This is a genomic window from Streptomyces zaehneri (genome assembly GCF_032248645.1).
In the GTDB taxonomy this organism is placed as follows: Bacteria; Actinomycetota; Actinomycetes; order Streptomycetales; family Streptomycetaceae; genus Streptomyces; species Streptomyces coriariae.
In genome coordinates, this window is record NZ_JASTTJ010000003.1 from 406801 (window position 1) to 433535 (window position 26735).

A 26735-nucleotide genomic window follows, 5' to 3' on the forward strand; every position below is an offset into this window, starting at 1 on the left:
TCAGCGGCTGGCGTGCAGCGCGACCAGCAGCTGCCACACCTGGTCGGCGATCTCACCGGGGGTGCCGTCGAGGTCGCCGTGCAGCCAGTCCGCCAGCACCCCCGCGAAGGTCGCGGCGACGGCCGAGGCGACCAGGGGCGCGTCGGCCGCACCCGCACGCTCCCGTTCGCGCAGGCTGTAGGCCCGCAGGTCCCGGTGCAGCACGCGGCCGAGCGGTCCGCCGCCGCCGGGCGCGAGCAGGGTGCGGTACAGCGCGGCGTGCGGCGTCAGGGAGCCGAAGAACTCCGGCAGCGCGGCCGGCGCCCGCACCGGGTCGGGCCGCCCCTGCCAGGCGTGCAGCGCCTCCACGGCCTCGCGTACGACGTCCGCGCAGGCGTCGACCGCGAGCGCCTCCAGGTCGGGATAGTGCACGTAGAAGGTGGCCCGGCCGACCCCCGCCCGCCGCACCAGCGCGGCGACGCCTACCTCCTCCAGCGGCCGCTCGGCGCATTCCGCCAGCAACGCGGAACGCAGCCGCGCCCGGGTGCGGGCCGCGCGCGGGTCCTCGGGCTCGCCGCGGGTCACTGCGCGATCAGGACGGCGGCCAGGGCGAGAGCACCGGGCAGGGCCTGCGCGACCAGGATCCTGCGGTTCGCCGTGGCCGCGCCGTACACGCCGGCCACGATCACACAGGACAGGAAGAACACCTGCGCCCGGAACCCGGTCGGGTCGGCCGCGATCAGCCCCCACACCAGGCCCGCCGCGAGAAACCCGTTGTAGAGCCCCTGGTTGGCGGCCATCGCGGCGGTCCGCTTCGCCATCTCCGCGTCCAGGCCGTGGAACGACATCCCCGGCTTCTTCTGCCACAGGAACATCTCCATCACCAGGATGTAGAGATGCAGTGCGGCCACCAGAACGACCAGCACGTTCGCCAGGATCTCCATGGTCTCCCTCAGTTTCTTGGACAGGTGTCCACTATAGCGGGACACCTGTCCAGGAAGTCCAGCCGCCGGTGGGAATCGTGACCCCCGGCGTGGGGCTCTTGGTGCGAAACGGGCGGCGACGGCCAGACTGAAACCATGACGCCAGCACCCGCACGCCCCGCCAAGCAGCGCAAGCTCGACACCCTCCACCGGCTCGAACACGACGTCGACGCGTGGGTCGCCACCGCCGCCGAGGGCGGCTCGGCCCCCTATCTGGTCCCCCTCTCCTTCGTCTGGGACGGCGCGACCCTGCTCTTCGCCACGCCCGCCACCAGCCCCACCGGCCGCAACCTGCTGGCCTCCGGTGTCGCGCGCATCGCCGTCGGCCCGACCCAGGACGTCGTGATGATCGAGGGCACCGCCGCGGCAGTGCCGCCGGTCGAACTGCCCGAGGAGGACGCCGAGATCTTCGCGGGCAAGACCGGCTTCGACCCGCGCGAACTGGCCGCGCCCTACCTGTACTTCCGGGTCCTCCCCGGCCGGATCCAGGCCTGGCGGGCGGCCAACGAGATCCAGGGGCGGGAACTGATGCGGGACGGGGCCTGGCTGGTGGCCGACTGAAACCGGGGTATCCGCAAGGTCCGGGGGCGGGACTAGCCCGCCCCGGGCCGGATCTCGCGGAGGAGACGACGACATGGCAGTGGTGAAAGCGGGCGTTGTGGTGCTCGACTGTGCCGAGCCCGAGAAGCTCGCCGAGTTCTACAAGGGGCTGCTGGACGCCGAGGAGATCATCGCGTCCGCCAACCGCGTGGAGATCAGGGGCGCCGACGGGACCCGGCTGGCCTTCCGGCGCGACGTGAACGCGACCCCGCCGAGCTGGCCCCGCCCCGAGAACTCCTTTCAGGCCCACCTGGACTTCCTCGTCGACGACCTCGACGAGGTGGAACGCAGGGTCGTGGGCCTGGGGGGCCGCCCGCTGGAGACCAAGGGTGCCCCCGGCCCGCACGAGGAGCGCGGCTACTCCGACCCCTCCGGACACTCCTTCACCATCCGCCTCGAGCCCGCCACGGCGCCGAAGCAGGGCTGAAGCCGGGTACGGGAGCGGCCCGGCCCTCACCCGGACGACGCCGGAGAGGGCCGGGCCGCTCCCGTACCGGCGTGGCCCGGCCGGAGTCCGCGAGGACCCCGTGGGTCCACCGCCGACCGCGGCCGGTCCCGGGCGGGCCGCTCAGTCCCGGCCGCCCTTGTCCTGGGCCGGCCACACGCCCGTGGACCGTTCGATCGCCTTGGCGCCGGTGCGGTCGGCGGCGCTGCGGACCGCCGCGAAGATCGCGCCCTGGACCGCCGCGGCCAGCAGGATCTCGCCCCAGCCGCGGTCCCGGTCGAGCGCGTCCGGAGCGTCGTCCTCGTGTCGTATCGCCTTCCACGCCTTGCGGAACGCGGCTCCCGCCAGGGCGCCGCTCGCCCAGCCGAGCACGAAACCGACGGGCTTGTAGACAAGGGGGAGTTTCCTCTTCTTGGCCACGTGTGTCTCACTCCTTCTGCCGTTGTTGCGTGGAGGGGGTCTCAGGGTCGTCCCCGCGCCGGAACCTCTTCGTCGACGCGGACCGGATCGGGCGGTGCCCCGGTGCCGAACGGGGCTCTTGGACCGTTGGAACGCCTTGTGGCCGTACGCGCTGTTGCCGTCGCCCCCGTCGCTCATGGTTCCTCCCGTCGGCATCCGTGCTCTCGTGCATGTCCTGTGCCCTGCATGTCCTGCTGAACGCGTTCCCCGATTTACGCCGACGGCACGGTATGAGCCCGATCTGCCTGGGCAGTCGGCGAAGGTGACAGGGACATCTTCAGAGCGCCAGACCGCACGGACCGCCGAACGGAGCGCCGAACGGAGCGCCGAAACGAACACCGGAAGGGCGGCGGAGGAGAAGGCGCGGGGGAGTGGAGATCGCAAGTCCGCGTCGAACGCCGACCGCAGGACCCGCGTCACCGTCCTGGTGGCACTCGCCGCCAACCTGGTGATCGCCGTGGCCAAGGCCGTGGGCGGTCTGTTCGCGGGCTCGCCCGCGCTGCTGTCGGAGGCCGCGCACTCCGTGGCCGACAGTCTGAACGAGGTCTTCCTCCTCGCCGCGCTGCACCGCAGCCGACGCCCGGCCGACGCACGGCACCCCTTCGGTTACGGCAAGGAACGCTTCTTCTGGTCGCTGCTGGCCGCCGTGGGGATCTTCGTCATGGGAGGCTGCTTCTCCTTCTTCCAGGGCATCGAGGCCCTGCGGTCCGACGTCGACGAAGAGCTCAGCGGCTATGTGGCCGGCCTGATCGTGCTCGGCGTCGCCTTCCTCGCCGAGGGCGCCTCACTGCTGCGGGCCCTGCACCAGGTACGCAAACAGGGCGGCGGACTCGCGGGTCTGCGCGACCCGGCCCTGCGCACCGTCGTCGCCGAGGACGGCACCGCCGTGCTCGGCGTCACGCTGGCCGCCATCGGGATGGTCCTGCACATGGTGACCGGGCAGGTCGTGTGGGAGGCCTCCGCCTCGCTCGCGATCGGCGCGCTGCTCGTCTACGTCGCCTACCGACTGGGGCGCGAGGCCCGCGACCAGCTCATCGGCGAGGCCGCCGACCCGGAGACCGGGGCGCGGATCCGGGCCCTGCTCGACGCCCAGCCCGAGATCGACAGCGTGGAAGCGCTGTTCACGATGAAGATGGGCCTCGACGCGGCGCTGGTGGCGGCCCGGATCGACCTCATTCCGGGCCTGGACAGCGAGCGGGTCGAGGAGATCGCCGTGCGCATCAAGCGCTCGATCGCGGCGACGGTGTCCGAGGCGGACCAGATCTTCCTCGACGTGACCGACCGCGGCGCGCGCGAGGCAGCGGAAAGCCCCGCCGCGACGGGGGAACGCGGCGGGGCCTGACCGTCAGGTGCCCGGTGGGGGCACCGTCATGCGTCTACCGTGACAGATTTTTCTGCGACCTCGTCGAGGAGTCCTCGAGGGCCGCTCGAACGGTTGCCGCAGGGACCCCTTCCGTGCCCCGGCGGAGGCCGTCTCAGCTGCCGGCGGCGGGCTCCACGACGAACACCGGGATCTCCCGGTCGGTCTTCTTCTGGTAGTCCGCGTACGACGGGAACGCGGCGACGGCGCGTTCCCACCACTCGGCCTTCTCCGTGCCGGTGACCTCACGGGCCGTCATGTCCTGCTTCAGGGGGCCGTCCTGGAGCTCCACCTGGGTGTCGGCCTTGAGGTTGTGGTACCAGACCGGGTGCTTGGGCGCCCCGCCCTGCGAGGCGACCAGGGCGTACCGGCCGTCGTGCTCGACCCGCATCAGCGGCGTCTTGCGGAGCTTCCCGCTCTTCGCGCCCCGGGTCGTCAGCAGGATGACGGGCAGTCCCGTGTCCCGCAGCGTCGTCCCCTCGGTGCCGCCGGAGCGCTCGTACTGCTCCACCTGCTCGCGCACCCACTGCGTCGGGCTGGCTTCGTACTCGCCTTCGAGAGGCATGGCATCCGTCCCTTCGTCATCGCGCCGCGTCGTGCGCGTCACGTACGTCCGACTCGCAACCCGGTTCAACACCGGTGGCCGCGAGATTCATCCGCCCCGTGGCCTCCTCAAGTCATCATCCGCAGGGCCAGCACCGTCATCACCCCGCTCGACACGAGCGCCGTCAGCAGCCGCCCCCGGTGTCCGGTCAGCAAGCGGCCCAGCAACGCGCCGCCGCCGGCGAGCGAAACCTGCCAGCTCGCGGACGCGAGAAAGGCCGCCACCACGAACACGCCCTGTTCCAGGGGCCGTACGGACGCGGTGGTGCCGGTGCCGAGAACCAGGGCGGCGAAGTAGATCACGGTCGTCGGGTTGAGGAGGGTGATGCCGAACAGGCTCAGACAGGCCCTGGCGGGGCTCGGCGGAGGCGGCGCGGACCGGGTGCTGAGCCGCCGGGCCCGGTACTGGCGCACGGCGGTCATCGCGCCGCGTGCCGCCAGCGCCAGCAGGACCAGCGCCGAGGCCCAGCGCAGCGGCGTCAGTACCGGCCGCAGTACGGCGGCGACGGCGGCGCCCCCGGCCGTGGCGATGAGGGCGTAGAGGCCGTCCGCGAGGGCGACGCCGAGCGCGGCGCACACACCGGTGCGCAGGGAGGTGCGGGCGGTGAGGGAGACGAGGTAGGTCGCGACCGCGCCGACGGGTACGGCGATGCCGTAGCCCGCGACCAGGCCCGCGACGAGCGCGGCCGTCACGGTCGCGCGGTGTCGGGCCTCCGGGGACGGCCGGGCTGCTGTCGGCCGCACGCCGGAAGGGCGGTGGCGGGCGTCAGCGGCGGGAGGGCGGCGAAAGTGGACATGGCCGGATCCTGCGGGTGAAGGCGGGGCGGCGGCAATCGGTTTTCCCGTCGCCGCCCCAAGAGTGGCGCTTCGGAGCGAATGGTTCCGGCCGAATCGCCCCATTGGTCGATCTGGCCGAACTGCGCGTCGCTCCATAGGTGCCCGGGGCATCTAATGAAGATCGGCATGACGCACTCTTCGTCTGCGAGGTCACCCATGACGGATACCACGGACACGACGGACACCCGGGGCCTGGTGAGCGCGACGGACACCACGGGCCTGACGCATGCGTCGGACGCGACAGACGCGACGGACGCGACGGGCCTGACGGATGTGAGGCGCGGGCCTGCGCCCGTCGCCTTCCCCCAGGACCGCACCTGCCCCTACCAGCCGCCCCCCGCTTACGAGCCACTGCGGGACTCCCGTCCGCTGGCCCGCGTCACCCTCTACGACGGCCGGGTCGCCTGGCTGGTGACCGGGCACGAGGCGGCCCGCCACCTGCTCGCCGACCCCCGGCTGTCGACCGACCGCACCCGCCCCGGCTACCCGGCGACCTCGCCCCGCTTCAAGGCGCTGCGCGACCGCCGGACGGCCCTGCTCAACGTCGACGACCCCGAGCACCACGTCCAGCGCCGCCTGCTGGTCGCGAACTTCACCCTCAAACGCGCCACCGCCCTGCGCCCGGCCATCCAGCGGATCGTCGACGAGCGCATCGACGCGATGCTCGCGCAGGGGCCGCCCGCGGAACTCGTGAACGCCTTCGCGCTGCCCGTGCCGTCCACGGTGATCTGCGAACTGCTCGGCGTACCGTACGCCGACCACGAGTTCTTCGAGGAGCAGTCGCGACGGCTGCTGCGCAGCCGGGTGCCCGAGGAGGTGCGCGGGGCGCGCGACCGGCTCGACGACTACCTCGGCGCGCTGATCGACCGGAAGCTGACGGAGCCGTCCGGCGACGGCGTCCTCGACGCCCTGGTCCACGAGCAGGTGCGCGAAGGAACGGTGGACCGGGAGGAGGCGATCGCGCTGGCCACGATCCTGCTGGTCGCGGGCCACGAGACGACCGCCAACATGATCTCGCTGGGCACCTACACCCTGCTCCGGCACCCCGACCGGCTGGCCGAGCTGCGCGCCGAGCCGTCGCGACTGCCGGCGGCCGTCGAGGAGCTGATGCGGCTGCTGTCCATCGCGGACGGCCTGCTGCGGCAGGCCACCGAGGACATCGAGGTGGCCGGGACGACGATCCGGGCGGGGGAGGGCGTGGTCTTCGCGACGTCCGTGATCAACCGGGACGAGGGCGCCTACCCGGCGCCCGACACCCTCGACTGGCACCGCTCCGCCCGCCACCACGTGGCGTTCGGCTTCGGCATCCACCAGTGCCTCGGCCAGAACCTGGCCCGCGCGGAGCTGGAGATCGCCCTGGGCGCCCTCTTGGAGCGGCTCCCCGGCCTGCGGCTGGCCGTGCCCGCCGACGAGGTGCGCTGGAAGCCCGGCGACACCATCCAGGGGATGCTGGAACTCCCCGTGACCTGGTAAGGGGCACCCGTGACGGACATTCACATCGACACGGACGTCTGTATCGGCGCCGGCCAGTGCGCGCTGGCCGCCCCGGGCGTCTTCACCCAGGACGACGACGGCCTCAGCGCCCTGCTGCCCGGCCGGGAGGGCGGCGGCGGTGATCCGATGGTCAGGGAGGCCGCCCGGGCCTGCCCGGTCGGCGCGATCAACGTGTCCGAGCCGGCCGGATGAGGTGCGGGCGTGGAGTGCGAGGCCCGGGCATGGAGCGCGGCGACCGTGGGCCGACCGCGTCCACCCCCCGTATCCCCTTCGGCGGCCGACGCGTGCGTCTTCGTGGGGGACGACGCGACGGCGCGTCACGGGCCGGGCCCCGAGGCCGAACGAGGGCCGCCCTCCCCGCTTCAGTAGGGTGCGCGGGTGACCGAACAGGACGAACAGCCGCCCTTTCTCTACGTCGTCGTCTGCGCCGCCGGCATCGCCTCGGACGTCGGCAGGCTGATCGCCGCCGCCCAGGAACGGGAGTGGCACGTGGGCGTCATCGCGACACCCCACGCCATGAAAGGCTTCTTCGACACCGCCGCCGTCGAGGCGCAGACCGGGCGCCCGATCCGCTCCGCCTGGCGGCGCCCCGGCGACCCGCGGCCGTTCCCCGAGCCCGACGCCGTCGTCGTCGCCCCGGCCACCTTCAACACCATCAACAAGTGGGCTGCGGGCATCGCCGACACCCTCGCCCTGGGCACGCTGTGCGAGGTCGCCGGGCTGGGCGTCCCCCTCGGGGTCCTGCCCTGTGTGAACGAGACCCTCGCGAGCCACCCCGCCTACCAGGACAGTCTGATACGGCTGCGCGGCATGGGCGTCCGGTTCGGGTACCCCTACGACCGTGACCGGGGCGAGGAGTTCGACTGGGAGCGGGCGCTGGACCTGATCGAATGAGTCGGGCAAGCCGCTCGGTCCAGCCCGTCCCCTCGGGCCGACGTACGCTCCACTTCCGAACCCACACCGATGTCAGGAGCGGCCGCGATGCGGTACGTGAAGCCCGGTTCGACGGGTCTGGACGTCTCCAGGATCCGTCCGGGCTGCACGACCTACGGAGCGGCCACCGAACTGCCCCTGAAAGAAAGGGAGTTGGCGGAACCGGAGGAGTCTTGCGGGCCCCACCCGGTCGCCGGCCGCTGAAGGCGCCCCCGCAGGGCGCGGGGAACCGCGCGACCAGCCCCCGCGCACCCGGCGGCGGAAGTGCCGTCCGGCGAGCGGAGCACTAATGCGGGCCTTGCGGTGCGAACTCGGTACCGCAGGGCCCCGCCCCCTCGCTGACCGCCAGCGGCACCCGCTCACCGCTCATGGAGAGCGTCCGGTAGTACCGCCCGATGCGCTCCGCCGACTGCCCCGTGTAGTGCCCGATGAACGACCGCCGGAATCGGTCTCCGCTCGCGTTCGGCCCCGACCCGTGCACCAGGCTGCCGTTGAAGAACAGCACGTCACCCGGCGCCATGTCGACCGGCACCGCGGCGAGTCCGGGCGGCGGCGGCACGTACTCGCGCGCGAACGACACCTCCGCGTCCGCCTCCTCGGGGCAGAACAGCCCCATCCGGTGGGTGCCGGGCACCACCTCGAGCCCGCCGTTGTCCCGGTCGATCACGTCACAGGCCAGCCAGGCCGCCACGCAGGTGCCCGGCTCGACCCGCAGATAGAAGTTGTCCTGGTGCAGCGCCTGGCCCCGGGCGCCCGGCGGCTTGAAGTAGAACATGCTCTGCGCGGCCAGCACCTCCTCGCCGAGCAGTTCCTCGAGCACGTTCCGCAGCCGCGCGTCCAGCAGCACCTGCCGGGCGAGGGAACTGATCTCGTGCGGGTGCATCACCCTCGGGTACGCGTGCAGCGGGTCGGCGGCGCCGGGACGCGGTTCGAAGTGCCCGGGCACCGGCCGCCCGGCCGCGTGCAACTGCGCGAACTCGGCACGCAGGCGGTCGACCTCGTCGTACCCGAACAGCGCGCGTACGACGGTGAAGCCGTCCTCCCGGTACTGCCGCAGCCCCGCGCGGGTCAGGACGGGTGCCCCGGCGGCGCCGGTGTCCGTGACGGTCATACTGTGCCTCCTCGGTCCACTGGTCTCGACCGCAACGCTAGGCCGACGCACCCCCCGGGAGGATGCCCATGCGTGCTGACGACCTGCCCAGGACTGCCGGTCCCGCGGATCCGTCCCCGCCGCCCGGCCTGGTGGTGGTCGGTCACTTCGACGAGGACGCCGGGTACCGCGTCGACCGGCCCCAGGGGTCGGACAGTTGGCTGTTCACCTGGACGACGGGCGGGCGCGGCCGGCTGCGGCAGGGCGGCAGCGAGGTGCGGGCCGGCGCCGGAGACCTGGTGGTGCTCGCGCCGGGTGTCCCGCACGCCTACGCCGTCGAACCCGGCGCACGGCACTGGCGGTTCTGGTGGGCGCACTGTCAGGTCCGGCCTTCCTGGACACCCTGGCTTCGCCCCTACGCCACCGGCGACGGCCCGGACGGTCTGTACGGCGTCGGCCCCGTGCCGGCCGCGCTGCACGACCGGATGGCGGGAGCCTGGCGGCGGATGCGCGCCGACGCCCGGTGGACCGGTGCCGAACTGGCGTCCGGTGACCTGGGGATCGTGGTCGCGCATGGCTCCGCGGCCCGGGAACTCGCCCTGTGCGCACTGGAGGAGGCCGTCCTGCTGGCGGCCGCCTCGGCCCGGCCTCCCGCGCCCCCGCCCGGCCTCGACGAGCGCGTGCGCCGTGTCCGGGCGCGGATGGCGGCGGACCCCGGCGCCCCGCACACCGTCCGCTCGCTCGCCGCGGAGGTCGCGCTGTCGCCCTCGCGCTTCGCCCATCTCTTCACGGAGCAGGTCGGCCGTTCCCCGATGCGGGATCTGCTCGAGACGCGACTGAGCCACGCCGCCCGGCTGCTGGAGGGCACCGACCTGTCCGTGGAACGCGTGGCGTCGGCCTCGGGCTTCGCGAGCGCGTTCCACTTCAGCCGCGTCTTCCGCGCCCGCCACGGCGCACCGCCGGGCACGTACCGGGACGGAATGCGGACGACAATTACCCGTCCTGAAAGGCACGCCGAAAGGGGCGCCAAAAGGGACACCGATACAGCGACCACCCCACAGGGGTTCCACGGTTGACGTTTCGTCAAAATTATTTGGCTTACAGGCAATGCACGAAACCGCGAGATCTCTTGTTCCGCCTGGTCCGGCTGTGCAAAGGTGAGCCCTGTCGGCGCTCGGACAACGATTTCCCCGGTGCGCACGAGACACCTCCCGTTCACACCCCCCACGCTTCAAAAGAGCGGTCCCCCCGCGGACGTTCGAGGTGCCGAACCCTGTGCGAGTCGATCCCGCTTCGTGGGCGGGATCGCATACCCGATGGTATGGACTTTATGCCGCATGCCCCCGGAAGGAATGCAGACCGTGAATGACGCAGGCCTGTCGAATTCCCCTTCGGCGCGCCGCTTCGACGCGACGGACGAACAGCTGAGCTCCGAGCTGAAGAAGTGGACGGGTGCGTCACCCGCACTGCATCCCGTCGGTGAGCTGCTGGACCGCCACTGGGCGGCCGCTTTCGCCTACGCACGGCTGTGCACCGACGGCGAGCGCGCGGCGGGCATGCTCACCACGGCCGCCTTCACCCGGCTGTTCGGTGAGAGCCTGCGGCAGAACGGGCCGACCGCCGCCTGGCGCCCCCATCTGCTGGTGACCGTGCGCCGCATCGCCGGTGAATGGGACGCCGACGGCCGCCGTGACCTGCTGCACCCGGCGCTGCGCTCCGAGGGCGAGGACGGTGACCGCGCCGCCGCCCGGCTGCTGCCGCCGCTGAACCGGCGCATCCTGTCCCGGGCGTTCCAGCGGCTGCCCCAGTCGGCGCGCTGCCTGCTCTGGCACATCGAGGTCGAGGCCGAGCCCCTGGCGGTCCCGGCCGGACTGCTGGGCCTCGAGGAGGAGGGCGCCCGGGTCGAACTGCGCCGGGCCCGCGAGCGGCTGCGCGAGGAGTGCCTCCAGGTGCACCGCGAACTCGCCACCGACGACGAGTGCCACCGCTACGACCGGCTGCTGGACGTCACCTGCCGTCGCGGCGGCGGCGACCTCGACCCCGATCTGCGCGGCCACCTGGAGCGGTGCCGGCACTGTCTGCACACCGCCGACCAGCTGCGGCAGTTCGAGGGTCTGCTCGGCGCCGCCCTGGCCGAGGGCATCCTGGGCTGGGCCGCCGCGGCCTATGTCGAGGTCAGGATGGCCGGCGACGGCGAATCCGGCGAGACCCCCGCGGAGCAGCCCAGGAGCTACTCGGGCGAGGCCTTCACCGATGGAGCCCCCGCCCCCGCGGTGCCCGGCACCGGCGCAGGACCGAACCCCCGCGCCGGGCTGCGTGCCGGGGCGATGGCCCGCATCGGATCGCGGGTCGGTGCCGTCGCGCGCGCCGGGGCCGCGCCCGGCGCCGGCTCCCGCCCCGGAGGGAGCCGTTCGGCCCAGAAGGCGGCCCGCCGCGCCCGCCGCCGCAACCTCGCCGCCGCCGTGCTGACCGTGAGCGGACTGGTCGTGCTGCCGCTCGGCGTGTGGGCCGCCGTCGGTTCCGGGGACGCAGCCGCGCCCGGCGCCGGCCGCCAGTCGGCGAAGACCCCGGCCCCCGGGACGGACACGGCCACCTCCGACCCGTCCTGGGTCGACGTCGGTGAGGACGCCCAGGGCACCCTGCGCGGCCGGCTGCACAACGTGGCCTCCGGGCTGTGCATAGGCATCGTCGGCACCAAGGCCGTCAGCGGCGCCGAGACCGAACTCGCCGCCTGCTCCTCCGTGGCCGGCCAGCAGTGGTCGTACGAACCGGACGGGCTGGTGCGCAGCGCCGCCAACGCCGATCTGTGTCTCGACTCCCACCTGGGCTTCTCGGTGCGGCTGGCCCCGTGCGCGGGAGCCTCCCAGTCCGACCCCAAGAACGTTCGGTACGACTTCACCCTCCAGGGCACGCTCGTCCCGCGCTCGGGTCAGAACCTCGCGCTGGCGCCCGCCGCCACCGACGGATCGGGCGCCCTCGTCCTGAAGAACCGGGTGGACAGCGCAGCCCAGCGCTGGGTGATCGACACCTCGCAGCCCGACCCGCAGATGCAGTTCGTCAACTGGGGCGCCGACAGCACCTCCTCGGGCGCCCCGGCGCCCACCCCGACGCCCAAGGCCGCGAAGCCCCCGGCGCCGACGCCGTCCGCCACCCCGACGACCCCCAGCCCGACGAGTTCCTCGGGCTCCGACACCACTTCCTGTTCGTACTACCCGTCCCCCTACTGCTCGTGGGACGGCCCGTCGGGCTCGTCCGGCGGCTCGGGATACGGCTACGGCGGCTCCGGGTACGGCGGCGGCTCCGGGGGATACGGCTCGGGCTCCGGGTTCGGCGGCGGGCGCGGCTGACCCGGGCGGTCAGGCGCCGACCACCTGCAGCGAGGCCCACAGCGCCACGACGGCCGGGACCAGCGCGGTCGGCACCGTGAGCAGACCCAGCCGGGTGAACTGCCCGAGCCCGACCCGCTCCTCACGCGCCTGCACCACGCGCCGCCACAGCAGCGTCGCCAGCGATCCGGCGTAGGTGAGGTTCGGGCCGATGTTCACCCCGAGCAGCACCGCGAGCACCGCCCCGGTCCCGGCCGGGGCGGCGAGCGGCACCAGGACCAGGACCGCGGGCAGGTTGTTGATCAGGTTGGCCAGGACGGCGGCCAGCGCGGCGACAGCGAGCAGGGCGAGCAGGCCCGAGCCGTCCGGCAGGACGTGCCGCAGCGCGTCGGCGAGTCCGTTGTCGACGACCGCGCGCACCACGATGCCGAGCGCCAGCACGAACGCCAGGAACCCCGGCGCGGCGGCCCGCACCACGGCGACCGGTGTCACCCGTCGCCGCAGCAGCGCGCGTCCGGCCATCACCAGGGCGCCCGCGAACGCGGCCCAGGCAGGCTCGATCCCGACGGCGGACGCCACCACGAACCCGACGAGCGTGCAGGCGACCGTCACCAGAGCGAACAGCGGCAGCTCGGGCGCCGGGCCGTCGTCGGCGGCGGGCTCGGCGGCCGGCAGGTCGGCGGCGAAGAAACGCCGGAAGACCAGGTACTCGGCGCCGATCGCGACGACCCACGGCAAGGCCATCAGGGCGGCGAACCGGGTGAAGCTCAGCCCGCTCGCCTCGAATGCCAGCAGGTTGGTGAGGTTGGAGACCGGCAGCAGCAGCGAAGCGGTGTTCGACAGGTGCGCGCAGGCGTAGACGTGGGGCCTGGCGCGCACGCCCATCCGGGCGGCGGTGGCGAACACCACCGGCGTCAGCAGCACCACGGTCGCGTCCAGACTGAGCACCGCGGTGATCACCGAGGCCAGCACGAACACCGAGGCCAGCAGGCGTCGGGGGCTGCCCGCCGACTTCCGGGCCATCCACGCCCCGCACGCCGTGAAGAGACCCTCGACATCGCACAGGTGCGCCAGCACCAGCACCGCCGCGAGGAAGCCGACGACCGGTCCGAGCCGCTCGGCCTCCGCCAGCGCGTGCTCCGGCGAGACCGCACCCAGGGCGATCACCAGTGCGGCGGCGGGGACGGCGACGAGTGCCTCGGACCGCCCGGCGGGGCGCAGCACGGCCCATCCCAGGGCGGCGGCGAGCAGGACGACGGACAGCGTTTCGGCGAGCGGGGAGTTGATGGGTGTCTCCGGGAGCGGGGTGCGGTGGTGCCCGCCCATCTGACTGGTCCGGGTGTCCGTCCATGAAAACACGCCGGGGTAAAGCGCCGGCCAAGCCCCCGGGAGGCCGCCTCACTCCTCGTCGAGCAGGCTCAGCTCCGCCCAGATCGTCTTGCCCTCGGGGGTGTGCCGGCTGCCCCAGCGCTGGGTGAGCTGGGCGACCAGCAGCAGGCCGCGGCCGCCCTCGTCCCAGGTCTTCGCCCGGCGCAGGTGCGGGGCGGTGTGGCTGGTGTCGGACACCTCGCAGATCAGCGTGGTCGCGTCATGGATCAGCCGGAGCCGGATCGGGTGGGCGCCGTAGCGGATGGCGTTGGTGACCAGTTCGCTCACCACCAGCTCGGTGGTGAAGGACGCCTCGCTCAGTCCCCAGCGGGAGAGCTGGTCGACCGCTTGTCTGCGGATCGGCGCGACCAGCGAGGGGTCGGCGGGGATGTCCCAGGTCGCGACCTGGGAGGCGGGCAGGCCCCGGGTGCGCGCGAGCAGCAGGGCCACGTCGTCGGCGGCGCCGCCGGGCGGGAGCAGGGCGTGCAGGATCCGGTCGCAGGTCTCGTCCAGGGAGTCCGAGTACACCGCGAGCGTCTCGCTCAGCAGCCCGAGACCGGAGTCCACCTCCTGCGCGCGGGACTCGATCAGGCCGTCGGTGTAGAAGGCGAGCACGCTGCCCTCGGCGAGCTCCAGCTCGGCCGACTCGAAGGGCAGCCCGCCCAGGCCCAGCGCGGGACCGGCCGGCAGCTCGACCCGGCGGGCCGGGCCGTTCGGCCGCAGCACCACGGGCGGGGGGTGCCCGGCGCGGGCCAGCGTGCAGCGTCGCGACACGGGGTCGTACACCGCGTACAGACAGCTGGCGCCGACCTCGCCGGGGTTGCCCTCGCCGCCGGCCTCCTCCGACAGCCGGACGACCAGGTCGTCCAGGTGGGTGAGCAGCTCGTCGGGGGCGAGGTCGATGTCGGCGAGGGTGCGCACGGCGGTGCGCAGCCTTCCCATGGTGGCCGAGGCCTGTATGCCGTGCCCGAGGACGTCCCCGACGACCATGGCGACGCGCATCCCGGACAGCGGGATCACGTCGAACCAGTCGCCGCCGACCCCGGCGCGGGCGGCCGGCAGATAACGGGAGGCGGCGTCGACGGCGGCGGTGCGGGGCAGGGAGCGCGGCAGCAGGCTGCGCTGGAGGGCGAGGGCCGTCTCGCGCTCGCGGGAGAACCGGCGGGCGTTGTCGATGCAGACGGCGGCCCGGGCCGTGATCTCCTCGGCCAGCAGCACGTCGTCCGGGGTGAACGGGTCCGGCCTGCGGAACCGGGTGAGGACGGCGACGCCGAGCGTCATGCCGCGCGCCTGGATCGGCACCGACATCGTGGAGTGGATGCCGAGCTCCCGCACCCGGGCGTCGCGTGCCGGGTCCCAGGCGAGCCACGCGTCCAGACCGCCCTCCGCCAGGGAGCCGATGACGGTGTGTCCCGCGACCAGCGAGTCGGCCTGCGGCGACCCGGTCGGGTACTGCTGTACCTCGCCCGGCTTGGCCACCGCCTCCGGGTTGCCGGCGTTCACCGAGTGGTGCGCGGCACGCCGCAGCCCCACCGGCGGGCTGAACCGGCTCGGCGGCTCCCCGCCGTCCTGCGGGTCGAGCAGGTCGACGCTGACGAAGTCGGCGAGCGCGGGCACGCAGACCTCCGCCAGCTCCTGAGCCGTCCGGATGACGTCGAGGGTGCTGCCGATGCGCACGCTGGCCTCGTTGACCAGCTGGAGCCGCTCGCGTGCGAGGTAGTTCTCGGTGAAGTCGTGGGCGGACAGGCACACGCCCCGGACCCGGCCGTCGGCGTCGAGGACCGGCGCCATCCGGGCCAGCCAGGCGTGGGCCCGCGACTCGCCGCCGGTGCGGATGTACGTCTGCACGTCCTGCGGCCGGCCGCTGGTGAGCACCCGCAGCATGTGCTGTTCGAGCTCCGTGCTCTGCGGTCCGCCGCCGATCTCGGCGAGCCGCAGCCCCCGGACCCGTTCCTCGGGGAGCCCGATGACCTCGCGCATCGCGTCGTTGAGCCGGCGCAGCCGCAGCCGTTCGTCGTAGACGGCCACGGCGCAGGGGGACTGGACGAGGCCCGCCGCGGCCAGGAGTGCGTCCGACGGGTCGGTGCCACCGCCGGCGAGCGGGGTGACGACGAGCCACTGTCCCCGGTCGTCGGCCCGGTCCGGGAGGCGGTGGGCGAGCAGCCACACCCGGACCGGGCGGCCGTCGCGATGGCGCAAAGTGACCGTTCCGTCCCAGCGTGTGCCGGTGAAGTCGGGTGTCCCGTCGGCCAGCAGTTCGGTGGCGGGCCGGCCCAGGACATCGGCCGGGGTCCAGCCCAGCAGGGCCCGGGCGCCGTCGTTCCACCCGACCAGCGCGCCGGAGTCGTCGACGATCGCCCGGGCCGTCGCGGCCTCGTCGAACGGATACTCCGGGCTCATCTCGGCACTCCATCGCGGACACTCACAGTGAACAGGCACGTCACTTCCGTTCCAGCCTAGTGTGTCCCGCTCCCCGGCGGACGGGAACCCCCAGGGCTCGGCTGAACAGCGAGTTCCCGTCGGGGTCAAGGGCTAAAACCGGCCAGTCCCGTGCGATCCCCGGGCGGGGCAGCCCCGGTCCGCCGCCGGAGCGGGCGGGCGCGTCGAGCCCCTTGACGGGCAGGAGCGGCCCGTCGTCAGATTCTGTTTGTTAACGATCAGTTGTGAGTACTTCTGGTTCCTGATGAGGGAGAGCCGACCATGACGGTCACTCGCAGATCGGTCCTTCTCGCGTCCGCGGCCGCGCCGGCCGCCGGAGCGTTCCTCGGCACACCGGCGGCACGGGCCGCCGCCGACGCCGTGCGCGCATCCGGCCGCCGCACGGTCGCGCTGCGTGACGGCTGGCGCTTCGCGCTGGTCAATCCGGGCGGGATCACCGACCCGACCGGGCAGTACGCGGACGCCGCCGCCCCCGGCTACGACGACTCGACCTGGCGCGCGGTGGCGGTTCCGCACGACTGGAGCATCGAGCAGACGCCCACCACGCAGAACGGCACGACCAGCGGCACCGGCTTCTTCCCCGGCGGCCTGGGCTGGTACCGACTCGCCTTCACCCTGCCGCCCGGACACACCGGCCGGCGGATCTCGGTCGAGTTCGACGGCGTCTACATGGACTCGTACGTCTACTGCAACGGCACCGAGGTCGGCCACCACCCCTACGGCTACACCGGTTTCGCCTTCGACCTCACCGACCTGCTGCACACCGACGGCACGACCGAGAACGTGATCGCGGTCAAGGTGCAGAACCGGCTCCCGAGCAGCCGCTGGTACTCCGGCAGCGGCATCTACCGCGAGGCCCGCCTGGTCGTCACCGAACCGGTGCACGTGGACCGCTGGGGCACGTACGTCACCACCCCCGAGGTCACCGACGAACGGGCCGTCGTCCGGGTCGCGACCACCGTGGCGAACGCGTCCGGTGCGAGCACGGACGTCGAGGTCGTCTCCCGCGTCCTCGCCCCGAACGGCCGCACCGTCGCCCGCACCTCCTCCACGGCCGCCGTCGCCGACCGGGCCACGCAGACCCACGAACTCACCGTGACCGACCCGCAGCGGTGGGACTTCGAGACCCCGCGCCGCTACACCCTGGAGACCGAGCTGCGCGTCGCCGGACGGGTCACCGACACCTACCGCACCCCGTTCGGCATCCGCACCTTCCGCTTCGACCCGGACGAGGGTTTCCACCTCAACGGCAGCCACGCCAAGATCAAGGGCGTCGACCTGCACCACGACCTGGGCGCGCTCGGCGCCGCGATCAGCGTCGACGCCGTCCGCAGACAGATGACGATCATGAAGTCCATGGGCGTCAACGCCTTCCGTACCTCCCACAACCCGCCGTCCCCGGAGATGATCCGGGTCTGCGAGGAGCTGGGCATCGTGATGCTGGTGGAGGCCTTCGACTGCTGGAAGACCGGCAAGACGCGGTACGACTACGGGCGGTTCTTCGACGAGTGGTGCGAGCGCGACGCCACCGAGATGGTGCTTGCGGCCCGCAACTCGCCCGCCGTCCTGCTGTGGTCCATCGGCAACGAGATCACCGACTCCACCTCCACCGCCGGTCTCGCCATGGCGGACCGGATCATCACCGCGATCAGGGCCGCGGACGACACCCGTCCGCTCATCATCGGCTCGGACAAGTACCGCACCCCGCCCGCCAAGGGCTCCGCCGCCGACCTGATGCTCGCCAAGCTGGACGGCCTCGGCCTGAACTACAACACCGCCAAGTCGGTGGACGTCCTGCACGCGACCTACCCGCACCTGTTCCTCTTCGAGTCCGAGTCGTCCTCGCAGACCTCGACCCGCGGCACCTACCAGGAACCCGAGCACCTCAACACCGGCGAGAACCACACCCCCGGCAGGCGGGCGACCTCCTCCTACGACAACAACCTCGCCTCCTGGACGATGAGCGGCGAGTACGGGCACAAGAAGGACCGCGACCGGAAGTGGTTCACGGGTCAGTTCCTGTGGTCCGGCATCGACTACATCGGTGAACCCACCCCGTACAACGTCTTCCCCGTGAAGGCGTCCTTCTTCGGCGCGGTCGACACGGCCGGGTTCCCGAAGGACATGTACCACCTCTTCCGGAGCCAGTGGGCCGACGAGCCGATGGTCCATCTGCTGCCGACGACCTGGAACCACGAGACGGGCGACACGGTCGAGGTGTGGGCCTACTCCAACGTCGACACCGTGGAGCTGTACCTCAACGGAAAGTCCCTGGGCGTAAGGAGGTTCGACACCAAGAAGACCGTCGACGGCCGCGCCTACCTGGAGACCACCGAGGCCACCGGCGACGACAAGACCTTCACCACCGGCCCTTATCCCGGCAGCTACACCAGCCCGAACGGCAGCGCGGGCAAGCTGCACCTGACGTGGCAGGTGCCCTACCGGCCGGGCGAGTTGAAGGCGGTGGCCCGCCGGGGCGGCAGGACGGTCGCCACCGATGTGCTGCGCACGGCCGGCGCCCCGCACGCCGTACGCCTCACTCCGGACCGCAGGTCCCTTCCCGCGGACGGGCGGTCACTGGTCTTCGTCACCGCCGACGTGGTCGACGCGCACGGGACCGTGGTGCCCGACGCCGAACACCTCGTCTCCTTCGAGGTCGGCGGCGGCTCGCTGGCCGGTCTCGACAACGGGCGGGAGGAGAGCGCCGAGCGCTATCAGGCCAGCACGCGCACCGCCTTCCACGGCAAGGCCCTCGCCATCGTGCGCTCCGGCACCGGGGCCGGAGCCCTGCGGGTGACCGCCCGCGTGGAGGGGCTGCGCAAGGGCACCGCCACCGTGCGCACCACGCCCGCCCGTTCGAAGGCGACCACTGAGCCCGCCGCCTTCACTCCCGACCTGCCGGCGCCGGTGAACCACCCCTACGCGGACGCCAGTTACTCGGGCCGTCCGGACACGCTGCCCGCGGCCCTGCTGGACGGCGACCCCGCCACCGGCTGGTCCAACGCCTTCGCCAAGCCGGCCACCGCCCTGCTGCCCGCCTTCGGCGGGGCCCGGCCGCGGGACTGGGTCTCGGTGGACTACGGGCGCACCCGTGACTTCGACCGGGTGGAGGTGTCCTTCACCGTCGACGCCACGCACAGCCTGCCCGCGGCGGTCGAGGCGGAGGTCTGGGACGGAGAGCGCCATGTGCCGGTCACCGGCGCCACCGTCGACTGGGCCACCGCCTCGGACACGCCGACGGCTCTCACCTTCGACCCGGTCCGCGGCTCCGGGCTGCGTCTGACCCTGACCAGCAGCGCCCCCGGCACACCCCAAGGGGCGATCCGCATCACCAAGCTGGAATCCTGACCGCCTGACCGCCTGACCGCCTGACCGCCTGACCGGCCGGTCGGGCTGAACCGGCAGAACCGGCCGGCTCGCTCATCAGAGGCTCTCCCGGGGTGCCGAGGCTGGAGCGGCCCGGCCGGCCCGCACCGCCCGGCCCGCACCGCCCGGCCCGTACGGCCCGGCCCTCGGCTCTCCCGCTGTGCCGAGGCCGGCCCGCCCGCCCGGCCCGGACCACCCTGCTGGAACCTCCGGGCCGGTCCGTTCCGGGCGGGCCGCACAGACCGGCCCGCACAGGCCGGCCCGGCGCCGCCGCCCGATCACCCCGCGTCCGCGCCGCCTCAGCCCGCGTCGGGTGCCTCGAAGGTCACCTTCGCCGTGTCCACCGTGCCCGCGGCACGCCCGGGTGCGCTCTGCCACGACCAGTACAGGTTGGTGTGGGCTATCACCTGTTCCGGCGCCGGAGCACCGTACTTGCTCAGGTCCTCCGTCGTGTGCGCGTCGCCGACCAGTGTCACGTCGTATCCCCGCACGAAGGCGCCGTGCAGCGTCGAGCGGATGCACGCGTCGCTCTGCGCCCCGGTGACGACCACCCGGCCCACCCCGCGCTCGGCGAGCACCGACTCCAGCCCGGTGTCCTCGAAGGAGTCCTGGTAGGTCTTGTGGACGAGCGGCTCGGCGTCGAGGCGGACCAGTTCCTCGACGTACTCCCAGTTCTCGCTGCCCCGTTCGAGGTCGTCGTCGGAGTGCTGTACCCAGACGACCGGCACGTCCTGCGCGCGGGCCGCGCCGATCAGGGTGTTGATGTTCGCGATCACCTCGTCGCGCCGGGGCGTGCCCGCCACCAGGCCCTTCTGGACGTCGATCACGAGCAGGGCGGTGTTCGGCCGGTCGGGCAGGGTGGTCATGGAGAACTCCGGTTCCTCGTCTGGGTGATCGGTGCTCGGACGGTCCACATTAGGACGCCCCACTGACAACGGCCCCGAAGCCATCTCGTCGGGACCGTTGACGCAGTGTCATGACTCCAACAACCATGTCCTGCGACCCCGCTCTGGGAGCGCTCCCACGAGATGGCACCCGCCTCCCGTGCGGAGCGTCCCACACCTCCCCGAGGAGCCCGGACGTGAAACGACGCAGAACCACCCTGCTGTCCCTCGCGGCCCTGCTGGGCGCGGCGCTCACCGCGCTGCCCGTGCAGCCGGCCGGTGCCGATGAGGTCGAACAGGTCAGGAACGGCGGCTTCGAGACGACCGCCGACCCGTGGTGGACCAGCAACGTCACCGCCGGTCTCACCGACGGCCGGCTGTGCGCGGACGTGCCGGGCGGCACCGTCAACCGCTGGGACTCCGCCATCGGTCAGGACGCGATCACCCTGGTGAAGGGGTCGTCGTACCGGTTCTCCTTCAGCGCCTCCGGGGTGCCCGAGGGGCATGTGGTGCGGGCGATCGTGGGCCTCGGTGTCTCCCCGTACGACACCTGGTACGAGGCGACCCCGGTGCTGAACGAGTCGGGAGACGCCTACTCGTACACGTTCACCTCGCCGGTCGACAGCACCCAGGGGCAGGTCGCCTTCCAGGTCGGCGGGAGCGCCGATCCCTGGCGGTTCTGCCTGGACGACGTGTCGCTGCTGGGCGGGGTGCCGCCGGAGGTGTACCAGCCCGACACCGGGCCACGCGTGCGCGTCAACCAGGTCGCCTATCTGCCGGCCGGACCGAAGAACGCCACGCTGGTCACCGACGCCGGCGCGAAGCTGCCCTGGCAGCTCAAGAACGGCTCCGGGACGACGGTCGCGCACGGCTGGAGCGTGCCGCGCGGACTCGACGTCTCCTCCGGACAGAACGTCCACTCCATCGACTTCGGCGGCTACCGCACGCGCGGGACGGGCTTCACGCTGGTCGCCGACGGCGAGACCAGTCGCCCCTTCGACATCGGCACGGCCGACTACGACCGGCTGCGGCTGGACGCGGTGAAGTACTACTACACGCAGCGCAGCGGCATCGCGATACGGGACGACCTGCGGCCCGGGTACGGCAGGGCGGCCGGTCATGTGGACGCGGCCCCCAACCAGGGCGACTCCGCGGTCCCGTGTCAGCCCGGGGTGTGCGACTACACCCTCGACGTCACCGGCGGCTGGTACGACGCCGGCGACCACGGCAAGTACGTCGTCAACGGCGGCATCGCCACGTGGGAGCTGCTGAGCACCTACGAACGTTCCCTGCTCGCCCGCACCGGCGACCCGGCCGCTCTCGGCGACGGGACGCTCGCCCTCCCCGAGAGCGGCAACAAGGTGCCGGACATCCTCGACGAGGCCCGCTGGGAGCTCGACTTCCTGCTGAAGATGCAGGTGCCGGACGGGCAGCCGCTCGCCGGCATGGCCCACCACAAGATCCACGACGCGCAGTGGACGGGCCTGCCGCTGCTGCCGGGCGACGATCCGCAGAAGCGTGAACTGCACCCGCCCACCACCACCGCGACCCTCAACCTGGCCGCCACGGCCGCCCAGGCGGCCCGCCTGTACCGGCCCTACGACAAGGCCTTCGCTGCGAAGGCGCTGACGGCCGCGCGCAAGGCCTTCACGGCGGCCCTCGCGCATCCGGACGTGTACGCGGACCCGAACGACGGCACCGGCGGCGGCGCCTACAACGACGACGACGCGACCGACGAGTTCTACTGGGCGGCCGCCGAGCTGTACCTCAGCACGGGGGAGAAGCAGTTCGCCGACAAGGTGGTGAACTCCCCGGTGCACACGGCCGACATCTTCGTCCCCAACGGCTTCGACTGGTCCCGCACGGCCGCCGCCGGCCGCCTCGACCTGGCGACCGTCCCGAACCGGCTGCCCGGCCTCGACAAGGTCCGCCGGTCGGTGGTGCGGGGCGCCGACACGTATCTCGCCACGCTGGCCGGACAGCCGTACGGCATGCCCTACGCCCCCGACGGCAACCGCTACGACTGGGGTTCCAGCCACCAGGTCCTCAACAACGCCGTGGTCATCGCCACGGCCTACGACCTCACCGGCGCCTCGAAGTACCGGGCCGGGGCCGTCCAGGGCATGGACTACGTCCTCGGGCGCAACGCGCTCAACCTGTCGTACGTCACCGGCTACGGCGAGGTGAACTCCCACCACCAGCACAGCCGCTGGTACGCGCGCCAGCTGGACCCGAACCTGCCGGACCCGCCGCGGGGGACCCTGGCGGGCGGCGCGAACTCGAGCATTCAGGACCCCTACGCGCAGGGCAAGCTCCAGGGCTGCGTGGGCCAGTTCTGCTATATCGACGACATCCAGTCCTGGTCCACGAACGAGACCGCGATCAACTGGAACGCGGCGCTGGCCCGGCTGGCCTCCTTCGTGGCGGACCAGGGATAGGGAGGGATCGGCGACCGGATCAGCCATAGGCCCTGCCTGATCGGCAGTGTGCAGGGTCGAACACCTTCCGGTACCGCGCGGTCACCAGTTTGACCTGGGGATATTTACGAGTAAGTACCCGCGCGGTACCGTGAGGGGCATGCCAGCCCTCAATGTGGAATTCAGCGATCGCGAGCTGGAGGACCTGCGGCAGATCGCCAAGGAACGCGGTACGTCGATGAAGGCACTCGTGCGGGAGGCGGCCGCCGCCGACATCGCGCGGCACCGGGCGCTCCAGGAGGGCGCGGAGGCCTTCCGCAGGTTCTTCGCCTCGCACGCGGACGAGTTCGCCGCCGCCTTCCCCGAGGACGAACGCTCCGTGCGGGGCGAGGGGCGGGTCGCCTGACCGATGACCTCCGTCATCCACATCGACGTCCCCTGGCTGCTCCAGCGCCACGAAGAGGTTCTGCCGGAGCAGCCCACCGTCAACGACTTCTCGGCGCTGGTCGCCGCCGTCGCCCGGCACCGGGTCGATCCGCCCAGGCTCGGCGTGGACTCCGACCCGGCCTGGCGGGCGGCCGCGCTGCTGCACACCCTCACCGTGCTCAAGCCCCTGCCCTCGGCCAACGCCCGCTTCGCCTGCGCGACGGCGGTGGCGTACATGTTCACCAGTGGGGCCGGCATCGATCCGCCGTACGGCGCGCTCGTCGACCTCGCCCGCGATCTGCTGGACGGCAAGGCGGACGTCTACGGCGCGGCGGACCGGCTGCGGTCCTGGCAGATATAGGCAAAGCGCAAAGCGTTCAGGGCCGCCGGCCGAGGGCGGGAGGAACAGGGCCGGCGGCCGTTTCGCGCAGGAGAGCCGCCGTCCTGCGCGGGGCCTCCGAGGAAGTGGCCGGTTCCAGCCAACTACGCGGGCCGGTGCGCCGGGAGAGTGCGCGGCGCCCTGCCGTGTGCGCGTGTTTCACACGGGGCGCAGGGGCGAATTCCGGCCGGGCCGGCAGAGGCCGCGGAAAGGCGTGATCCCCGGTGTGAACCGGCCCCGCCTATCGACTTTCTATCAACAAGGCGCAGCTTCAGCCGTCGCCTTGTTGTGCGCGACTCAGTTGTGCAAAGGTGAACCGCCCGTGCGGGGGGTCATGACCAAACCCCCCGCGTTCGTCGGCGGAGGCGAATTCACGCTCCCTGCCGCACCGGACAGGTACGTACCAAAGGAATGCGCTCAGTGCCCACCCCTCAGCCTCCTCGTCCGCCCTACCCTCCGCCGGGCGGAGGTCCCGGAGAATCCGACGAGTCACTCGCCGCGGGTATACGCGGCGGCGCGGACAGCGAGGTCGCCCAGTCCACCGCTCTGCTGATCGCCCGGCACTGGCGGCCGGTGCACGAGTACGCGGTCATCTGCCTCGCCTCCTCCGGGAGCGTCGCGTCCATGGTCACCGCGGCCGCCTTCCACCAGGTCCTCGACCGGCTGAAGCTGGGCGAACCGGGGACCGCGCTGCGGCCCCGGCTGCTGGTGACCGTGCGGGACATGGCCCGGCTGTGGTCCGCGGACGAGGAACTGTCCGGCGTGCTGCCGGTGCTGCGCAAGCCGGCCGGCGCCCGGGGAATGCGGGCCGCGAAGTCCATGATCCCGGAGAACCGGGTGCTGGCGGAACGCTCGTTCCAGGGCCTTCCGGCGGTCGCCCGGTGCGTCCTGTGGCATGTGGAGGTCGAGGCCGAAGAGGTCACCGTCGCCGCCGGTCTGCTCGGTATGGACACCGACAGCGTGACCTCCGTCCTGGAGCAGTCCCGGGACAAACTGCGTGAGGGAGTCGTCCGGGCCCACCGGGAACTCGCGCCGAGCAAGGACTGCCGCTTCTACAACCGGCTCCTCGACGTCCCGATCCGCCGTGGCGGCGACCTCCTGCCGGACGTGCGCAAGCACCTGGACGAGTGCCGCTACTGCCGTGCCGCCGCCGAACAGCTCGGCCACTTCGAGAGCGGCCTCGGCGTGCTGCTCGCCGAGGCGGTGCTCGGCTGGGGCGCCCGCCGCTACCACGACACCCGCCCCGGCCGCGCCAAGCAGCAGACCGTGCGGCTCAAGGGCTCCGCACGGCACGGCGGCCGTGGCACCCGCGGCACCCGCGGCAGGGCCGGCAACCTGTTCTCGCGGATCCCCTCGCCCCGCCGGCGGTCGTCGGGGGAGACCCGCTCACCGCGCGCGCTGTTCACCGGTGTCGGCCTGGCCTCGGCGGGTCTGCTGACCACGCTGCTCGCCGCCGGCATGTGGTCGGACGACGGTGGCGCCGACCCGGCCGCCTCCACCAGCGGCACCGTCCCCGGCATCGACTCGCAGGCCGCCACCGCCTCGCCGACCGCCCCGGACACGGCCCGACTGCCCACCGCGCCACGGCAGACCAGTCTGCGCAACGCCGCCGCCGACCTCTGCCTCGACGTGCGGGGCGAGGCGCGGGCGGGCGCCTCCGTCGAACTGGCCGACTGCTCCTCCGACGCGACCCAGCAGTGGTCGTACGACGACGACGGGCAGTTGCGCAGCGTGGCCGGGCCCGGCCTGTGCGTGGACTCCCACGCGGACGCCGGGGTGGTCATCCTCGGCGCGTGCGTGGACGAGACCGACGACCGGGGGGACGACGTCCGTTACGACCTCACCGTGCAGGGCGAGTTGCTGCCTCGCTGGGACGACGCGCTCGCCCTCGCGGCGGCCGGTGAGGAGCCGGGGGCGGACGTGGTCGTGAAGGTCCGCGACCACTCGACCGGCCAGCGCTGGCTCACCGACGTGGCCTCCGCCACGCCCGGTTCCCTCGCGGTCACCGGTACGGACGCGCCCGCGTCGGCCCAGCCGGTCGACCTGGCGGACGGCACCGCCTGAGGCACGAGGTACGCGACCCCGGCCGGCCCGCGGGCACGGCGGCGCCCGGTGCCCGCGGTCACCCGACCGTCGTCACCCGACCGCCGGCACCCGACCGTGGTCACCCGGCGTCCTCGACGAGGTCCGCCGGGCCCACGGTCCCGGGCCCGGCGTGGCCGGACAGCGCCAGGGTGAGGTCGAACTCGGCGAGCAGGCAGCGGATCACGTGCTCGACGCCCGGCTGTCCGTCCAGGCCGAGGCCGTAGACGTAGGGACGGCCGAGGAGCACCGCCCGCGCGCCGAGGGCGAGCGCCTTGAAGACGTCGTCGCCGGTGCGCACCCCGCTGTCGAACAGCACCGTCAGCCGGTCGCCGACCGCCCGCGCCACCCGGGGCAGCGCGTCGGCGGCCGCGACCGAACCGGCGACCTGCCGACCCCCGTGGTTGGAGACGACCACGCCGTCCATCCCGGCGTCGGCGGCCAACCGGGCGTCGTCGGGGTGCAGCACACCCTTGAGGACGATCGGCCCGTCCCAGTTCTCCCGCAGGAACGCCAGGTCCGGCCAGGTCTTGCCGGGGTCCGCGAACAGACTCACGAAGTGCAGGACGGCGGCGTTCGGGTCCTCGTGCACCGGCTTGGCAAGGCCCGCCAGGAAGGCCGGGTCGGTGAAGTGGTTGGCGGTGCCCACGCCGTGCAGGAACGGCAGATAGGCCTGGTCGAGGTCGCGGGGCCGCCACGCCAGCAGCGGGGTGTCCAGGGTGACGACGAGCACCGTGAACCCGCTCGTCCGCGCTCGCCGCAGGAAGCTGCGGGTCACCTCGCGGTCCTTGGACCAGTACAGCTGGAACCAGCGCTCGGCGTCCCCCATCGCCTCGGCCACCTGCTCGATCGGCGTGCTGGAGGCCGACGACAGGACGAACGGCACCCCCTGCGCGGCCGCCGCCCGGGCCGCCGCGGACTCGGCCTCCGGATGCATGATCGACAGCACGCCGACGGGCGCGAGAGCGAGCGGCGCGGGCAGGGCACGGCCCAGCACCTCGACCGACAGGTCCCGCTCGTGGACGTCCCGCAGCATGCGCGGCACGATCCGGCGGCGCTCCAGAGCCGCCCGGTTCGCCCGCGCCGTGCTGCCGTCCCCCGCGCTGCCCGCCACATAGCCGACCGGCCCCGGGCCGAGGCGCTGTTCGGTGAGTTCCTCGAGCCGGGTCAGGTCGGTGGGCAGCCGGGGGACCGCGCCCGTCATCCCGCCCAGATAGATCTCGTACTGGAAGTCCGCCCAGTGCTTCGCCATCCGTACGTCCCGC

General features: G+C 72.8%; 23 protein-coding genes. 13 read left to right on the plus strand and 10 right to left on the minus strand.

Annotated elements, in window-relative coordinates:
* Positions 1–564 (minus strand): TetR/AcrR family transcriptional regulator, encoded by a 564-nt coding sequence (locus QQM72_RS07540; RefSeq protein WP_314219998.1) that lies wholly within the window; start codon positions 562–564, stop codon positions 1–3.
* Entirely contained in the window at positions 561–923 is a 363-nt protein-coding gene (locus QQM72_RS07545) for a DUF1304 domain-containing protein (protein WP_267023093.1), read from the minus strand. The genes QQM72_RS07540 and QQM72_RS07545 overlap by 4 nt, the downstream gene beginning before the upstream one ends.
* Positions 924–1058: 135 nt before the next feature.
* Here QQM72_RS07545 and QQM72_RS07550 point away from each other — a divergent pair, with 135 nt between their 5' ends.
* Positions 1059–1523 (plus strand): pyridoxamine 5'-phosphate oxidase family protein, encoded by a 465-nt coding sequence (locus QQM72_RS07550; protein ID WP_314219999.1) that lies wholly within the window; start codon positions 1059–1061, stop codon positions 1521–1523.
* A 73-nt stretch (positions 1524–1596) separates the two neighbouring features.
* Positions 1597–1989 (plus strand): VOC family protein, encoded by a 393-nt coding sequence (locus QQM72_RS07555; protein WP_314220000.1) that lies wholly within the window; start codon positions 1597–1599, stop codon positions 1987–1989.
* Positions 1990–2130: 141 nt separating this feature from the next.
* Here QQM72_RS07555 and QQM72_RS07560 read toward each other — a convergent pair whose 3' ends face one another.
* Positions 2131–2427, minus strand: a complete 297-nt coding sequence (locus tag QQM72_RS07560; protein ID WP_020127674.1) for a DUF4235 domain-containing protein — start codon at positions 2425–2427, stop codon at positions 2131–2133.
* A gap of 301 nt (positions 2428–2728) precedes the next feature.
* On the opposite strand from QQM72_RS07560, the gene QQM72_RS07565 reads away from it, so the two are divergent.
* The gene (locus QQM72_RS07565; protein WP_399076305.1) at positions 2729–3808 is read left to right on the plus strand and encodes a cation diffusion facilitator family transporter; all 1080 of its coding nucleotides are present in this window, start codon (positions 2729–2731) and stop codon (positions 3806–3808) included.
* Between the two features lie 133 nt (positions 3809–3941).
* Here QQM72_RS07565 and QQM72_RS07570 read toward each other — a convergent pair whose 3' ends face one another.
* Entirely contained in the window at positions 3942–4391 is a 450-nt protein-coding gene (locus tag QQM72_RS07570; RefSeq protein WP_314220001.1) for a nitroreductase family deazaflavin-dependent oxidoreductase, read from the minus strand.
* Positions 4392–4498: 107 nt separating this feature from the next.
* Positions 4499–5122, minus strand: coding sequence for a LysE family transporter (locus QQM72_RS07575; protein WP_314220002.1), 624 nt, complete (start codon positions 5120–5122; stop codon positions 4499–4501).
* 300 nt (positions 5123–5422) lie between these two features.
* Here QQM72_RS07575 and QQM72_RS07580 point away from each other — a divergent pair, with 300 nt between their 5' ends.
* The 3 genes from QQM72_RS07580 to QQM72_RS07590 all read left to right on the plus strand — a co-directional run bounded on the left by QQM72_RS07580 (position 5423) and on the right by QQM72_RS07590 (position 7654).
* A complete protein-coding gene (locus tag QQM72_RS07580; protein ID WP_314220003.1) occupies positions 5423–6739 on the plus strand; it encodes a cytochrome P450 in 1317 nt (438 codons plus the stop codon).
* A gap of 9 nt (positions 6740–6748) precedes the next feature.
* Positions 6749–6952, plus strand: coding sequence for a ferredoxin (locus QQM72_RS07585; protein ID WP_314220004.1), 204 nt, complete (start codon positions 6749–6751; stop codon positions 6950–6952).
* A gap of 186 nt (positions 6953–7138) precedes the next feature.
* The gene (locus tag QQM72_RS07590) at positions 7139–7654 is read left to right on the plus strand and encodes a flavoprotein (RefSeq protein ID WP_314220005.1); all 516 of its coding nucleotides are present in this window, start codon (positions 7139–7141) and stop codon (positions 7652–7654) included.
* Positions 7655–7979: 325 nt separating this feature from the next.
* Here QQM72_RS07590 and QQM72_RS07595 read toward each other — a convergent pair whose 3' ends face one another.
* A complete protein-coding gene (locus QQM72_RS07595) occupies positions 7980–8804 on the minus strand; it encodes a phytanoyl-CoA dioxygenase family protein (protein ID WP_314220006.1) in 825 nt (274 codons plus the stop codon).
* Between the two features lie 68 nt (positions 8805–8872).
* Here QQM72_RS07595 and QQM72_RS07600 point away from each other — a divergent pair, with 68 nt between their 5' ends.
* Positions 8873–9859: a helix-turn-helix transcriptional regulator gene (locus QQM72_RS07600; protein ID WP_314220007.1), complete on the plus strand. Its 987-nt coding sequence runs from the start codon at positions 8873–8875 to the stop codon at positions 9857–9859.
* 276 nt (positions 9860–10135) lie between these two features.
* Positions 10136–12130, plus strand: a complete 1995-nt coding sequence (locus QQM72_RS07605; RefSeq protein ID WP_314220008.1) for an RICIN domain-containing protein — start codon at positions 10136–10138, stop codon at positions 12128–12130.
* A 9-nt stretch (positions 12131–12139) separates the two neighbouring features.
* On the opposite strand, the gene QQM72_RS07610 is transcribed toward QQM72_RS07605, so the two are convergent.
* Both QQM72_RS07610 and QQM72_RS07615 read right to left on the minus strand, forming a co-directional pair.
* Positions 12140–13435: an arsenic transporter gene (locus QQM72_RS07610; RefSeq protein WP_314220009.1), complete on the minus strand. Its 1296-nt coding sequence runs from the start codon at positions 13433–13435 to the stop codon at positions 12140–12142.
* 72 nt (positions 13436–13507) lie between these two features.
* Positions 13508–15877, minus strand: coding sequence for a SpoIIE family protein phosphatase (locus QQM72_RS07615; RefSeq protein ID WP_314220010.1), 2370 nt, complete (start codon positions 15875–15877; stop codon positions 13508–13510).
* A gap of 300 nt (positions 15878–16177) precedes the next feature.
* Here QQM72_RS07615 and QQM72_RS07620 point away from each other — a divergent pair, with 300 nt between their 5' ends.
* Entirely contained in the window at positions 16178–19264 is a 3087-nt protein-coding gene (locus QQM72_RS07620; RefSeq protein ID WP_314220011.1) for a glycoside hydrolase family 2 TIM barrel-domain containing protein, read from the plus strand.
* A 317-nt stretch (positions 19265–19581) separates the two neighbouring features.
* On the opposite strand, the gene QQM72_RS07625 is transcribed toward QQM72_RS07620, so the two are convergent.
* Positions 19582–20148, minus strand: coding sequence for a cysteine hydrolase family protein (locus QQM72_RS07625; protein WP_314220012.1), 567 nt, complete (start codon positions 20146–20148; stop codon positions 19582–19584).
* Positions 20149–20363: 215 nt separating this feature from the next.
* Between QQM72_RS07625 and QQM72_RS07630 the strand changes: the two genes are divergently transcribed.
* From QQM72_RS07630 to QQM72_RS07645, 4 genes are all read left to right on the plus strand, one after another.
* Positions 20364–22604 carry a glycoside hydrolase family 9 protein gene (locus tag QQM72_RS07630; RefSeq protein ID WP_314220013.1) on the plus strand — a complete coding sequence of 747 codons (2241 nt, stop codon included), beginning with the start codon at positions 20364–20366 and terminating at the stop codon, positions 22602–22604.
* Positions 22605–22743: 139 nt separating this feature from the next.
* Complete coding sequence (locus tag QQM72_RS07635) at positions 22744–22989, plus strand: hypothetical protein (protein ID WP_037735240.1); 246 nt, start codon at positions 22744–22746, stop codon at positions 22987–22989.
* Between the two features lie 3 nt (positions 22990–22992).
* Positions 22993–23370 carry a toxin Doc gene (locus tag QQM72_RS07640; RefSeq protein ID WP_314220014.1) on the plus strand — a complete coding sequence of 126 codons (378 nt, stop codon included), beginning with the start codon at positions 22993–22995 and terminating at the stop codon, positions 23368–23370.
* 438 nt (positions 23371–23808) lie between these two features.
* Positions 23809–25452 carry an RICIN domain-containing protein gene (locus QQM72_RS07645; protein WP_314220015.1) on the plus strand — a complete coding sequence of 548 codons (1644 nt, stop codon included), beginning with the start codon at positions 23809–23811 and terminating at the stop codon, positions 25450–25452.
* A gap of 100 nt (positions 25453–25552) precedes the next feature.
* Here the strand turns inward: QQM72_RS07645 and QQM72_RS07650 are convergent, their stop codons facing one another.
* The gene (locus QQM72_RS07650) at positions 25553–26722 is read right to left on the minus strand and encodes a lactate 2-monooxygenase (RefSeq protein ID WP_314220016.1); all 1170 of its coding nucleotides are present in this window, start codon (positions 26720–26722) and stop codon (positions 25553–25555) included.
* Positions 26723–26735: the final 13 nt, after the last annotated feature.

Bases quoted from the DNA above. Each gene is read 5' to 3' on its own strand.
- QQM72_RS07635 (WP_037735240.1), top strand. From the start codon at position 22,744: ATGCCAGCCCTCAATGTGGAATTCAGCGATCGCGAGCTGGAGGACCTG.
- QQM72_RS07620 (WP_314220011.1), top strand. From the start codon at position 16,178: ATGACGGTCACTCGCAGATCGGTCCTTCTCGCGTCCGCGGCCGCGCCG.
- QQM72_RS07610 (WP_314220009.1), bottom strand. From the start codon at position 13,435: ATGGGCGGGCACCACCGCACCCCGCTCCCGGAGACACCCATCAACTCC.
- QQM72_RS07555 (WP_314220000.1), top strand. From the start codon at position 1,597: ATGGCAGTGGTGAAAGCGGGCGTTGTGGTGCTCGACTGTGCCGAGCCC.
- QQM72_RS07595 (WP_314220006.1), bottom strand. From the start codon at position 8,804: ATGACCGTCACGGACACCGGCGCCGCCGGGGCACCCGTCCTGACCCGC.
- QQM72_RS07570 (WP_314220001.1), bottom strand. From the start codon at position 4,391: ATGCCTCTCGAAGGCGAGTACGAAGCCAGCCCGACGCAGTGGGTGCGC.
- QQM72_RS07605 (WP_314220008.1), top strand. From the start codon at position 10,136: ATGCAGACCGTGAATGACGCAGGCCTGTCGAATTCCCCTTCGGCGCGC.
- QQM72_RS07545 (WP_267023093.1), bottom strand. From the start codon at position 923: ATGGAGATCCTGGCGAACGTGCTGGTCGTTCTGGTGGCCGCACTGCAT.
- QQM72_RS07650 (WP_314220016.1), bottom strand. From the start codon at position 26,722: ATGGCGAAGCACTGGGCGGACTTCCAGTACGAGATCTATCTGGGCGGG.
- QQM72_RS07615 (WP_314220010.1), bottom strand. From the start codon at position 15,877: ATGAGCCCGGAGTATCCGTTCGACGAGGCCGCGACGGCCCGGGCGATC.
- QQM72_RS07580 (WP_314220003.1), top strand. From the start codon at position 5,423: ATGACGGATACCACGGACACGACGGACACCCGGGGCCTGGTGAGCGCG.
- QQM72_RS07625 (WP_314220012.1), bottom strand. From the start codon at position 20,148: ATGACCACCCTGCCCGACCGGCCGAACACCGCCCTGCTCGTGATCGAC.
- QQM72_RS07640 (WP_314220014.1), top strand. From the start codon at position 22,993: ATGACCTCCGTCATCCACATCGACGTCCCCTGGCTGCTCCAGCGCCAC.
- QQM72_RS07550 (WP_314219999.1), top strand. From the start codon at position 1,059: ATGACGCCAGCACCCGCACGCCCCGCCAAGCAGCGCAAGCTCGACACC.
- QQM72_RS07600 (WP_314220007.1), top strand. From the start codon at position 8,873: ATGCGTGCTGACGACCTGCCCAGGACTGCCGGTCCCGCGGATCCGTCC.